This is a genomic window from Marinobacter antarcticus (assembly GCF_900142385.1).
Classification (GTDB): domain Bacteria; phylum Pseudomonadota; class Gammaproteobacteria; order Pseudomonadales; family Oleiphilaceae; genus Marinobacter; species Marinobacter antarcticus.
Genome location: NZ_FRAQ01000001.1, coordinates 1813519 through 1826330, shown reverse-complemented (window position 1 = coordinate 1826330; position 12812 = coordinate 1813519). Strand labels below are relative to the sequence as shown.

9 protein-coding genes are annotated in these 12812 nt (G+C 54.6%); 3 read left to right on the top strand and 6 right to left on the bottom strand.

Going from position 1 to position 12812, the window contains the following annotated elements; translation table 11 throughout:
* Positions 1 to 48 precede the first annotated feature (48 nt).
* Positions 49 to 1077, top strand: a complete 1029-nt coding sequence (locus BUA49_RS08555) for an AraC family transcriptional regulator (RefSeq protein ID WP_072796749.1) — start codon at positions 49 to 51, stop codon at positions 1075 to 1077.
* Between the two features lie 2 nt (positions 1078 to 1079).
* On the opposite strand, the gene BUA49_RS08550 is transcribed toward BUA49_RS08555, so the two are convergent.
* The 5 genes from BUA49_RS08550 to BUA49_RS08530 form a co-directional block, all read right to left on the bottom strand.
* Positions 1080 to 2291, bottom strand: coding sequence for an argininosuccinate synthase (locus BUA49_RS08550; RefSeq protein WP_072796748.1), 1212 nt, complete (start codon positions 2289 to 2291; stop codon positions 1080 to 1082).
* Positions 2292 to 2434: 143 nt separating this feature from the next.
* Positions 2435 to 2836 (bottom strand): flagellar export chaperone FliS, encoded by a 402-nt coding sequence (gene fliS, locus BUA49_RS08545; protein ID WP_072796747.1) that lies wholly within the window; start codon positions 2834 to 2836, stop codon positions 2435 to 2437.
* A gap of 54 nt (positions 2837 to 2890) precedes the next feature.
* Positions 2891 to 4879, bottom strand: a complete 1989-nt coding sequence (gene fliD, locus BUA49_RS08540; RefSeq protein WP_072796746.1) for a flagellar filament capping protein FliD — start codon at positions 4877 to 4879, stop codon at positions 2891 to 2893.
* Positions 4880 to 5142: 263 nt separating this feature from the next.
* Entirely contained in the window at positions 5143 to 5580 is a 438-nt protein-coding gene (locus BUA49_RS08535) for a flagellar protein FlaG (RefSeq protein WP_072796745.1), read from the bottom strand.
* Positions 5581 to 5649: 69 nt separating this feature from the next.
* Entirely contained in the window at positions 5650 to 7032 is a 1383-nt protein-coding gene (locus BUA49_RS08530; RefSeq protein ID WP_072796744.1) for a flagellin N-terminal helical domain-containing protein, read from the bottom strand.
* Positions 7033 to 7514: 482 nt separating this feature from the next.
* Here BUA49_RS08530 and BUA49_RS08525 point away from each other — a divergent pair, with 482 nt between their 5' ends.
* Together BUA49_RS08525 and BUA49_RS08520 are read left to right on the top strand one after the other, a co-directional pair.
* Positions 7515 to 9020: a flagellin N-terminal helical domain-containing protein gene (locus BUA49_RS08525; RefSeq protein WP_072796743.1), complete on the top strand. Its 1506-nt coding sequence runs from the start codon at positions 7515 to 7517 to the stop codon at positions 9018 to 9020.
* Between the two features lie 284 nt (positions 9021 to 9304).
* Positions 9305 to 11305, top strand: coding sequence for a tetratricopeptide repeat protein (locus BUA49_RS08520; RefSeq protein ID WP_072796742.1), 2001 nt, complete (start codon positions 9305 to 9307; stop codon positions 11303 to 11305).
* Positions 11306 to 11365: 60 nt separating this feature from the next.
* On the opposite strand, the gene sbcB is transcribed toward BUA49_RS08520, so the two are convergent.
* A complete protein-coding gene (sbcB, locus tag BUA49_RS08515) occupies positions 11366 to 12808 on the bottom strand; it encodes an exodeoxyribonuclease I (RefSeq protein WP_072796741.1) in 1443 nt (480 codons plus the stop codon).
* Positions 12809 to 12812: the final 4 nt, after the last annotated feature.

Here is a 12812-nt window from a genome sequence, read left to right as displayed (position 1 = left end):
AACTTCCGTTATACTCCAGCCATAAAATCTAACAATTGCGCTGTCATCATGAAAAGCCTTGGAACCGCCTCCGTCGCCGCACTCCGCCAATACGCACGTGCGGCAGAATCCGCAGGCACCGACATCTCAGCCCTGTTTAAACAAGCCGATCTGGACCCCGCCATTCTGGATTCCGACGACGGCCGCATTAATGGCGAACAGTTCCAGCACTTCCTCCGCTTACTGTGTGAGTTCACCAACAACCCGATTCTCGGACTGGAAACCGGCGACTTCGTACAGCCGGGCTCCTACAGCGTACTGGGTTACATCACCATGAGCTGTGCCACGCTAGGAGAGGCCGTCGCCCGGATTGCTCCGTTTGAAAAGCTGGTAGGCGATATGGGCACAACTGGGCTCTCCATGTCGCAAGGTTCGATTACGCTAACCTGGAACTGCAACTACAACGATCCCGTAGTGCGACCGCAAGTCGTCGACAACATATTCGCCTCCTGGGTGAACTACGCCCGCTGGTTGGCGGACGATACCGCAGCCTCGCCTACCAGAGTGCGCCTTAAGCGGGAACCACCCGGCACCGAGCTGGAACAGGCCTATCACAACCGCTGGAACTGCCCGGTTCATTTTGGAGCAGATAAAGACTCCATTACTCTGAAACAGGAACTTCTGAATACCCGCCTGCGCCAACCAGACCCCATGCTACGCAAAACCCTCGAGGCGCACGCCCTCTCTCAGCTTGCGTCACTGGATACACTGGATACAGACACCGACCTCACCTCCCAGGTGAAGCACAGCATTCAGCAACAGTTGATGCACGGCATAACCCGGCAGGACATGGTGGCCGAAGCTCTGGGAATCACGAGCCGGACCCTGCAGCGGAAACTGAGCCAGGAAGGCGTTTCGTATCAAAAACTGCTGGATGAGGTTCGTCAGAAGATGGCAGAGGATTATCTGCTGAGCAGCGACCTGAACATTCCGGATATTGCAGTGCGGCTGGGCTACAGCGAAACCACATCGTTTCACCGTAAATTCAAAGCAGTAACAGGAAAGACGCCCGGAGAGTTCCGGGCGTCCACAACCTGATCTTAAAGCTTGCGGCCTTTGCCTGCGGCGATGCGCAGGCGCAGAGCGTTCAGCTTGATAAAGCCTTCCGCGTCCTTCTGATCATAGGCACCATGATCTTCCTCGAACGTCGCGATCTTCTCGTCGAACAGTGAGTCGTCAGACTTACGGCCAACCACATCAACATTGCCCTTATAGAGCTTCAGACGAACCGTTCCGTTCACGTAGGCCTGAGTCTGATCGATCAGCGCCTGCAGAGCTTCACGCTCCGGCGACCACCAATAACCGTTATAAATGACCTCGGCATAACGCGGCATCAGACTGTCTTTCAGATGCGCTACTTCGCGATCCAGAGTAATGGACTCGATAGCACGATGCCCGCGCAGCATGATGGTGCCACCCGGTGTTTCGTAACAGCCGCGGGACTTCATGCCCACATAACGGTTCTCAACGATATCCAGGCGGCCAATGCCGTTGGCTCCGCCAACCTTGTTCAGGTTTTCCAGCACTTCGTGTGCCTTCATCTCCTGACCATCGACGGCAACAATATCGCCCTTGCTGTAGGTAAGCTCAATGTACGCCGGCTTCTCTGGTGCAGCTTCCGGAGACACACTCCAACGCCACATCTCTTCCTCAGCTTCCGCCCAGGGATCTTCCAGATTCATGCCTTCGTAGGAAATATGCAGCAAGTTGGCGTCCATGGAGTAAGGCGACTTGCCCTTCTTCATATCCACCGGAATATTGCGCTCTTCGCAGTACGTCAGAAGCTTCTCACGGGAATTCAGATCCCACTCACGCCAGGGCGCGATAACCTTCACGCCGGGCTTGAGCGCATAAGCACCCAGCTCAAAACGAACCTGATCGTTACCCTTGCCGGTCGCGCCATGGGAAATGGCGTCTGCGCCGGTTTGATTGGCAATATCGATCAAACGCTTGGCAATCAGGGGGCGGGCAATCGACGTGCCCAGCAGGTACTCACCTTCATAAACGGTGTTCGCGCGGAACATCGGGAATACGTAATCGCGCACAAACTCTTCACGCAGATCCTCGATGTAAATTTCCTTAACCCCCAACGCCTCGGCCTTCGCCCGCGCCGGCTCAACTTCCTCGCCCTGGCCTATATCAGCGGTAAACGTTACCACCTCGCAATTATAGGTATCCTGTAACCACCGAACAATAACGGAAGTATCCAGGCCACCAGAATAGGCCAGCACCACCTTTTTAATATCAGACATGCCTGTGCTCCAGACTGAACAGAATGGATGTATCGAAAAGAAGGGGCGTATTGTACGGGAGTGCGGGGGAGTTGGCTATTGGGAGGGTTACTGACTGCGCCTCTCCCTTGATCCCTCTCCCGCAGGGGGGAGAGGGGGAAGGCTCAACCAACCTGAGCCGACTGCGCCACTGTTTCTTCCCGAATCCCATCCCAGCCGCCTTTGATGGAGCGCAGCAAGTCAGCCACCTCATCCAGCTTAGCCACATCATTCTTGGCATTAGCTTCAAACAACGTGCGCTCCATATAGTCATACAGCGCCTCCAGCCGAACAGCCAAATCACCACCCTTCTCAAAATCCAGAAAGGTACGCAGGCCGCCAATAATTTCCATAGCCTTGGAGATCAACTTACCCTTCCCCGCATAATCCTTAGCCTGCATGCGAGCGTTGGCCATATTGATCCGCTCCAGCGCACCGTTATACAGAAGCTGAATCAACTTGTGGGGATCGGCATCAGTAATGCTGGTCTGAGTGTTTACCCGTTGGTAAGCCTGTAAACCGTTCATAATTAACCTCGTTTCTCACCGGCTACGCCGGAATTATCAAAGCGTTAGCCGGAATTACTTCTTGTTGAAATTCTGAGGAGCCAGTGCATCCAGCTGCTGGCTTACATAATCCTGTGTGCTGTTGAGCTGGGAAATCAGCGAATCGGCTGCCGTAAACTGTTTCACCAATCGCTCTCGATAAGCAGCAATGCGCTCATCCAGCCGCACCTGGTTTTCCTGAATTTGTTCCAGTTCGCGGTTCAGGCTCTGGGTTCTGGACTCAAGTGCACCATCCGCACCAACAAAGCTGCTCACCAAATCAACCGTGCGCTCGGCGACACCCTCAATAAAGGTAATGGAGCCGCGGCTGCCTGTCTGGTCACCCAGAATGCGAACCTGCAGACCGGAAGCTCCACCATTGCCGCTGCCAAGAAACAGAACTTGACCGTCCCCTTCCGCTGTTCGCCCACCAATGGTTCCGGCAACATCGTTACCCGCAACCCCTGTGGCGGCAGCCAGCCCGTATGACGAACCATCCTCTGCAGATACGATGCTTACATTGGAGTCGCTGCCATACTTGGCGGAGGTGAACGTCAGCGTTCCGCTTCCATCCACACCAACCTGAACCGACGAACCGGAGGCATTCAACGCGTTACTGGCATTGAACTGGGCCTGAAGCTCGTCTGCCAAGTCCTGGGCGGTATTATACGTCTGCTGGGTAAGCTGCAGACTCACCGATGTTTCGCCGTTTATCTGAAAAGTCAGCTCATCGTTAGTGCCATCAATCGTGACCGGAACAGAACCCCCGGAACTACCTGCCAAAGCTCCCTGAGTTGCAGCCTGAGTAATATTGAGGTCGTACTTCCCAGGCTGAGTGTTAATACCACTGCGAACAAACTCCACCTGGCTATCAGTCGCACGGCCTTGCTCAGCAAACAGTGCAGTCACATCATCCGGATTATTCTTCAGCTGTTCTTCAAACTTTTCCCGGTCAAACTCAAGACCGCCGGTCTCAAAATTGGTGGTAACGCCGACGTCGGCAAGGCTGCGCACACTGGAATTTTCCAAGCCTGGGACAACACGAGTCAGAATCTGGCGCAACTGATTCTGAATCCCCCGAACAGTGCTGTCTCCCGTTAGCAAACTGCCTACGCCCGCCTCGGCATTAAAACCGGCAAGACTGTTAATGGTGGACTGAAAACCGTTGAATTTGTCGACGAAGCCCTGCACACGATCCGCGACCGCACCCAAATCCTGCTGGACGTTGATAATCGACGTGCCAGTATTCGCGATATCGAACGTCAGGCCATCAATCACGTTCTCAAAATTATTGGTAGAGCGGGTAACTTCCACGCCATTGATCTTCATCACTGCATCAGAAGCCGCAATCGTCTCTTGAAAACCAGCATCCACATCCATTCCGCTGTTGAAAGCAAAACGGGAAAGCCCCTGATTATCAGTATCCGAACCGCCGGTGTCCCCCGATACGGAAATACTTACCGAATTGGCCGTGCCCGTCTCGTCTGCAGACAACACAAGCTGAAAGCCGTTTCCAGTATCGATCACACCTGCCGATACGCCGGCATCCGAATCGTTGATCGCGTTAGCCAGTCCCTGAAGCGTGTCGTTGCTGCTATCCACGGTGATGCTTGTGGTCTTGTCACCGACAGAAAGCGTCAGCGCACCCTGGCCCACGCTGGTCGCATCACGGTCAGCAAAGACATCACGGGAGGCAAGCGCCTGAGCACCGGCAAGGCTGGTGACTTCAACGCTATAAGTGCCCCGATTGGCTTTTGTACTATCGACGGAAACGCCAATATCTTCGTTCGAGGAACTCGCAGAGAAAGCCTTAAGATTGTCAGGCGCGCTCAGTTGGCGCATCGGCAGGCGCAATTCGGTAATGGCACTGCGCAGTTTCCCATAGGCGGATAACAGCGCCTGGGACTGTTCGGTTCTCCGGGTAAGGCGATTCTCGGTGGGCGCCCGTTCTGCCGCCACCAACTGATCAACCAGATCAGACGTCAGAACGCCCGAACCAATACCCAATGATGAAATACCTGCCATAACCATGCCTCCTCAAAGGGGCAAATCTCTTCGATACTCAAGGTATCGGCAAAATGCGGCAAAACTTTGCCTTTTTCTCCCGCCGATTTGTAACACCTTGTAACTCAACCCCCTCTCCCATTTAATTCAATTCCCTCCCCCCTTGCGGGAGAGGGGTTAGGGGAGAGGGGGAGCCCCACCCAAACGCAAAACACCGCCGAACCCTCTCGGGCATGGCGGTGCTGAAATACCGTCGTTTCCATCCGTGTAAAAGCGGCAAGCCTTTACACTTTGATGTTAAACACCGTCAGCGGTTCATCTTGCTGCAATTTCTCTGCCAACCTCATTGCCACTTCATCCGGAATCTGGCGAATAACTTCCTGGGTTTGCTGATCTACCACCCGAACGATGGTTTGCCCCATTTCATTATCCACTTCAAACTGCAGATCCCTCTGGACGCTCTGAACATAATCGTTCAACTGCGAAACTGCCTCATCCAAATCTTTCCGCTGCGCCTCATTCCGCTTCTGCAGCTGTTCAGCTTTCGAAACGTCCTGGGCCTGAGAAACCGACTGATTCGGCACTACGCGTCCGGCCGATGAAGAAGCAAGCTCGGAGGCATTTCTGCCTTCGGCCTGAGATGACGACATTGCCTTGGCCGGAGCCTGGATGCCAGAGCGCACCAGTTTAAGATCCGGGCTGTTCAGGTTAACGTCATTCATAGCTCACCTCACTATGCTTAAACGGCTTAAAGCCGGAACCCGAAGGTTCCGGCCATTACCGTTAATCCCTTACTGCAGGAGAGACAGAACCTGCTGCGGACGGGCATTGGCCTGTGCCAGTACTGAGATACCAGCCTGCTGCAGCACCTGGGACTTGGCCAATTTTGCAGTTTCTGCTGCGAAGTCTGCGTCCAGGATACGGCTGTTGGCCGCGCTCAGATTTTCTGAAGTGGAGGCCAGGTTTGAAATTGTTGACTCAAACCGACTCTGAACCGCACCCAGCTCGGCACGAAGGCTGTTGATCTGATCAAGTGCAAAGTCGACCGTCTTGATCGCGTCAGTCGCGTCGGTCCGGGACAACACGTTAACATCATTTAGAACAGAGGCGTTGGTTGCCAAGTTACCTGTGGTCAAACCAAAGTTAGCCACTGTACCAGTGCCACCAACTGTGATGTCAGAATCAATCTCAGTATTTAGCACCAGCCCGGCATCGTATATCTCTTCTGAGGTACCGATGTCGCCAAATATATCAGTCGTCCCATCGTCAGTAACGGAGATACTCGCGCCGTTGCTATCAGTCAGGGTTATGTTTGTTCCATCATTGGTTGCAGCGACGCCAGTCTGGCCAGCAGCATCATTAATGGCTTTAGTTGCTGCATCAATGTCAGCAGCATCCGCAATGGTCACATCAGTACCATTGATATTGACTGTTGCAGTCGCACCCGACGGGGCGTTGTAGGCGCCGCCAGCAACCACTGTTTCAGTCGCCTGCGCGGCGCTCACACCAGTGGACGCGGTTACGCCGTTTATAGCCGAAACTACATCGGAGCCATCTTGTGCAGAAGACAGATCCACATCGATTCCATTAAGAGTTAAGGAGCCAGCACCAGAGAAGCCAGCAATGTCTGCCCTGTCAAAACTTGCACCTTCAAATACTTCAGCGCCCAACTGAGAGCCGCGTGCATCTACACCGTCAACTGAAATGGTCTGTCCAGCGTTCGCACCAACCTGAAAGTTAAGAGTAGAAAGCGACCCATCCAGAATATTCTGACCGTTAAACTGTGTAGAACTCGAGATACGATTCACTTCGCTGATCAAGGCCGAAACCTCTTGGTTCAAAGCCTGACGATCAGAAGCTGAGTTAGTGTCGTTAGCAGACTGTACCGCCAAGTCACGAATTCGGGACAGGCCGTTAGTAACTTCACCTAACGCACCTTCAGCTGTCTGGGCATAGGAAATGCCATCGTTAGCATTGCGCTGTGCCACGTCCAAACCCGAAATTTGAGCACTGAAACGTGTGGAGATCGCCAAGCCGGCCGCATCGTCTTTCGCGGAGTTGATGCGCAGACCAGAAGACAGGCGCTCAAGAGCCTGATCGTTCAGCTTTTGTGAATTACTCAGCTGATTCTGAGCAGAAAGCGACGCTACGTTGGTGTTGATTCCGAGAGCCATAGTACTTCTCCTTCGACATAAGTCTTTATTTCATGGAAGAGGCCTGACGTTCTCTTTTTGGTTTGGAGCGCCGCCCTGTTACTTCTCTTAACGGCAGCGCAGTCAGGTGCTTTAGAAAAAGAGCGGGGGATTTTGTAAAGGAATGTAAAAAAACAAGATAAATCGTACAACGCATTGTTTTTTATATTCTTTATATTTTAAATAATTTTCCATAGGCTCTGCTTTAATAGATCCCACCCGCTTAAAAAAGCGGCAACGTGTTTCCTGCCAACTCCGCCGATAATCTGGCAACACTTTCTGAAGTGTCGTCAGAATACACAATAAAAAAATATAATAATCAATCAGTTAAAATCAAAAAAGAAAACCTGGCACATACTTCGCTTCACTCTCACTCAAACGGTCATTTAACGATTCTTTGCCGGAATGCTGCCTCTATCTAAATGAGCAACGTGACCCGGCACCTCTGAGCAGGGAGAACAGATATGCCTCAGATCATCAATACCAACATCGCTTCACTGAACGCTCAACGAAACCTCAATGCCTCGCAAGGCGACTCCAACGTTGCTTTGCAGCGCCTGTCGTCTGGCTTGCGCATCAACTCCGCCAAAGACGATGCGGCCGGTTTGGCCATCTCGGAGCGCTTTACCTCGCAAATCACGGGTCTGAACCAGGCAATGCGAAATGCCAACGATGGCATCTCTTTGGCGCAGACCGCTGAAGGTGCGCTTGGTGAGGCCGGTAATATTCTGCAACGGATGCGTGAACTCGCTGTTCAGTCCGCGAACGCAACCAATTCAGCCTCAGACCGAAATGCCCTTCAGTCCGAAGTGAACCAGCTTAAAGAAGAACTTGAACGCATTGCGACCACAACGGAATTCAATGGTCTCAAATTGCTGGATGGCACGTTTCAGGCCCAGAAATTCCAGGCCGGCGCCAATGAAAATCAGACCATTTCGGTATCAATTACAGGTGCGCGTACCGATTCACTGGCAAACAATTCCGTATCCGAAGCAAACGCGACAGCGAATCAAGGCACCGGGTCCGCTACCACTGCGGGAACAGCTCCCGCTGCAGCGAATAACATCGCGGCTCAGAACATCACAGTATCAAGCTCTCTGGACACAGCCACGGTGTCCGTTGGAATTGGCGATTCAGTTGAAAAAATTGCTGCGGCTATTAACAGCGAAGCCGCAACTACCGGCGTGAAAGCCTCAGCTCGAACGAGTGCAACGCTTTCCGGTCTTGATGCAACGGGCACTATTTCTCTGACTCTGGTAAATGGCGCGCAGGAATCCACAATTTCTGCTCAGATATCAGATGTCGCCGATCTGTCCCCCCTTGCACGGGAAATCAATTCCGCAAGCGGGCAGACAGGCATCACTGCAGAAGTAGAAAACGGCACCCTGACCCTGATTCAGGAGAATGGCAGAGACATCGTCGTTAAGGATTTCACAACCAACGCAGCGACGCCTAATGATACAGTCGACTTTCAGGGCAGCGCCGATGCAGCGGTGACACCGCTCACCAGTGGAGGCAACGACAGCATCAGAGCTAGCGGCGAACTGACCTTCGACTCCGCCGTCAGCTTTGCCGTTTCCTCCTCTATCGATGCAGCTTCTGGTAGCGTTTTCAATAACGCAGCTGCGGGCACTGCAGTTGGCTCAACACCAGAAACGGTTGCGACCGTGGATATCAGTGATTTTGAAGGAGCAACCAGCGCGCTTTCAATCCTGGATGCTGCCCTCGAAACCATCAGTGGCATAAGGGCCGACTTGGGTGCCGTCCAGAACCGCCTTGAATCGACCATTGCAAACCTGAGCACAACGTCAGAAAACCTCTCGGCAGCACGTTCCCGCATCCGCGATGCAGATTTTGCATCGGAATCCGCCGAACTGGCCCGCACCCAGGTGCTCCAGCAGGCTGGCCTCTCGGTACTGGCCCAGGCGAACGCCAGACCTCAGCAGGTTTTGCAGTTGCTGCAGGGATAATGACCAGCACCAAATAAAACGGCCGGACTAACAACCCGGTCGTTTTTCTTTGCAGTCAGATTCCAACTCGGCAATATCGCTGGTGTCGACCGCCTCATCTTCCCTGTCCAGCAACTCCTTGTCATCTGTTCTAGGTGCACTGTTCATTAAGCCTTTACTCAGGCCACCCCCCCCTATACCTGCCTCAAAACTGGCACGCCTTTCGCAACACCCAATACAAACCACCAAAAACTGCAGGCCTTTGCCGCACATTCCGGAATAGCGGCAGGTACATGAGGTATCCCATGCAAGCCAATCGTCAAACCCAGGAATCCCGCTCCCATCAGGCCCAGGCTGCCCGTCTGCTTCTGCAGGCCAACCTTGCCTATGGCGAATCCAACAGCAACGGGCTCAGCCATATCCAACGCCTGAAGGCCCGGCAGGAATGCCGTGGGTACCTGGAAGAGGTGAATGTGCTCAATCCAGGCAACGCCGTTGCTTTGGGATTGCTGGGGCGTGTCGAGATGGACGATGGGCAGCTTGAAAAAGCCCACGCTCTATTCACCGCCAGTCTGGACGCTCAACCGGGACAAACGCAGCAGTATGCCAACCTGGGTTACTGGGCACTGAAAACCGAACGGCCAGCCCTGGCAGAGCAGCACTTTCTGCAGGCTCTGGACTGCGACCGGCAATCCGCCGCCGCTTTTTGCGGTGTGGCCCACTCCAAGCAGGTGCAGGGGCAGTTTGATGTGGCTTATCTACACTACCGCAGGCTGCTGGAGGCGGGCGCTGAATGGAATTCCGTTTACAGCGGCATGCTCACCTGCGCCCAACACCTGGCGGTCGATAAAGCGGACAGCGATCTCGCGCTGGATGCGATTGCCCTGCTAAAGCACGAAGGCTTGCCCCATCAGGAAATCGGTCGCTTTGTAGGTGCGATCATCCGCCAGCAATACGATCTGGATAATCCGAAGGCAGAGATTTTTCTGGATGCTGCCTGCGAAGATGAGCTGCTGATTCTGGCCCTGCAAAACACACTGATGCCGGATCCAGCGGTAGAAGAACTTGTTGTGATGCTACGCCGTGCCATTTTGGCGGAAGTCGCGCAAACCGTTGAGCTTCGCGATGAACTTCAGCAACTCGCACTCGCCATTGCACAGTACGCAGACCGCACCGGCTATGCGCTGGCGGCGGAAGACGATGAAGAGCGGCTCGTAGGCGCCGTGAATGACAGCCTCAAAGCGCAGTTTGTAATGGGTGAGGCCCAGGACGCTTTAATTGGATCGCTGATGATCAGCTCCATGTACGGCGCCCTGTTTCATCAGGAGTTTGCAGTGCAGCTCGGGCAGTGGAACCCGGTGGACTGGCCACTGGCACTTCAGCCGGTCTTGGCCGCCAGCTACTACCACCGCGCCGAAGAAGAAGGCATCAAACAGTGCTTTGATGAGAAAGCGGAAGAGCTGAGCCTGGATAAAACCGATGTGCCACAAGCCTGGCCTGCCTGGTCGAAACTGGCTTACCGCGCTGAAAGCAGCCTGAAGTCAATTATGGCGACAGAGTTGGGATTGGAAGCAAACAACCTGCCAGACACCTTGCGCATTATGGTGTGTGGCGCCCAGTCCGGCCAGCGCGCCATGGAACTGGCGAGCTACCTGGCGGATGTGGAAGTCATCGCCGTAGATGAGTCCCTGGCCAACATCGCCAAAGCCACCCGCATGGCAGCCGAATCCGAGGTCAGCAACATCGTGTTCTGGCCCTGGTCAATCGCACAGCAGTTTGTGGCGGATGGCCACAAGGTGCACTGGGTCGAAGTCGGCCGCCTGCCCTCCCCGGCCATGACCGAACTCTCGCTCGCCGCTCTGGTGAACAGCGCCTCCGGCTCCGGCGCCATCGTGCATTTGCATACCGCCATTGCTGAACAGACTGCCGGCGACCTGCAGATGCGGAAACTGATTGCAGAACACAGCCTGCAACCAACCCGCTCTACCCTGCGTCAACTTCGCCGGATGGTGTTAACCAACCGGCAAGATGCCACATGGCAGAAACTTGCCCAAGAAGATGACTTCTACAGCCTGGGCGGGTGCCGCGACCGCTGGTTCCGGCCGCAGGATGAGGCACAGTTAAAAGACCTGATGGCGATGGTTAGCAATGAAGTGGAGTGGAAGCTGGTGAAAGCCCGCGATGAAGACGGCCACAGCTTGGCTACCAGGCCAGTACAAACGCAGATTCAGGCCGAGGCGCTGGGGAGCGAAGTGCAAAGTGTGATGGGGCAGAATCTGAGCGTTTATTTTCAGCGGCGGAGGTAACCGGCGCAAACTCTCGGGGCCAGAGACAAACCTCTGGCCCCGGACCAATCCAGGCTTTCACTACATGTAGGGAATCAAAGATTCCCCATACAAATGCAAATCCTCCAGAATCTGCTGCTTCTGCGGCGGCAACTCCGGATCACTCGCAAGCCTCTGCAGCTCAAGCCCAAACGCCTCAAGCGAAAGCCAGCCTTTCTTCGGGGTCATCAACCGCTGACTACGAAACTCTTCCCAACGCTCCGCTTCCTCACTGGTTAGCGAATCCGGGTAATTGCGGGCGCGATAGCGGAACAGCAGCTCCGGCAAGCGCTCATCTTTAAAGTTAAAAGTCTCTTCCACCAGCGCTTCCGGCGGTGTTTGCAGTACGCGGTTCAGCTCGCTGCGATCCGCAGGCGAGATAAAGCCACCGGCGTAGAGCTGCTCGTCGGGATCCGTCAGGTCGCCTTCGTGGGGTTTATCAAACGCTTCGGCGATTCGCCCGGCCAAATTCGGGGCTTTTCTCAACAGTGCGAGGTTGGCGCGAAGCGTCTCGCCGTTAAGCTCCAGTTCTGCCAGCCGTTCAGCAGACAGTGTGGTGAGCATGTTAGCCGGCGCCAGTACCGGGCATTTATTCAGCTGCACACTTTTTAACGGGAATCGCCTCGTCTCCCCCAACTGCGCCTGCGAAGTAAATACACGCTCACGAATCTGCTCAGGGGTGGCGCTAATCAGCTCCGTGGGGTCTTCCCGCAGATCGTAAACAATCACCAGGTTTTTGTTCGTGGGGTGGTCCGCGAGCGGTGCCACCATGGCGCAGCAGCCGCGCGTAGCCGGGTATTTGGCTGAGATGTGGAATACCGGCTTCATGGCCGCAGTATCCAGCATCGCGCGGGCGGAGTGCTTGTCTTTGTTCTTCAGCACAAAATCAAACAGCTTGGGCTGTTTTTCCCGGATCAGCTTCGCAACCGCGAGAGTTGCTTCCACATCCGACATGGCATCGTGGGCGGCTTCGTGGGCAATGCCGTTGGCGGTGGTCAGGGCTTCCAGTTTGAAGCTGGGGCTGCCATCTTCCTTGCGCGGCCAGGTGATGCCCTCGGGCCGAAGCGCATAGGTCAGCCGCACCATGTCGATAATGTCCCAGCGGGAATTGCCGTTCTGCCATTCCCGGGCATAAGGATCACGCAGGTTGCGGTACAGGGTGTGGCGGGTGACTTCATCATCAAAGCGCAGGCTGTTGTAGCCCACTACGCAGGTGCCCGGCTGGCTGAACGCTTCGTTAATCTGTGCGATAAACTCTGCTTCCGGGTAGCCCTCTTCCATGGCTTTCTGGGGCGTGATGCCGGTAATCAGGCAGGCTTCCGGTGATGGCAGGTAGTCGTCTGTGGGCTTGCAGTAAATAACCAGCGGCTCTTCAATAATATTCAGATCCGCATCGGTTCGCACACCGGCAAACTGGGAGGGCCGGTCATGAACCGGGTCGACGCCAAAGGTTTCGTAGTCATGCCAATAAAACGAGCGGATCAAAGCC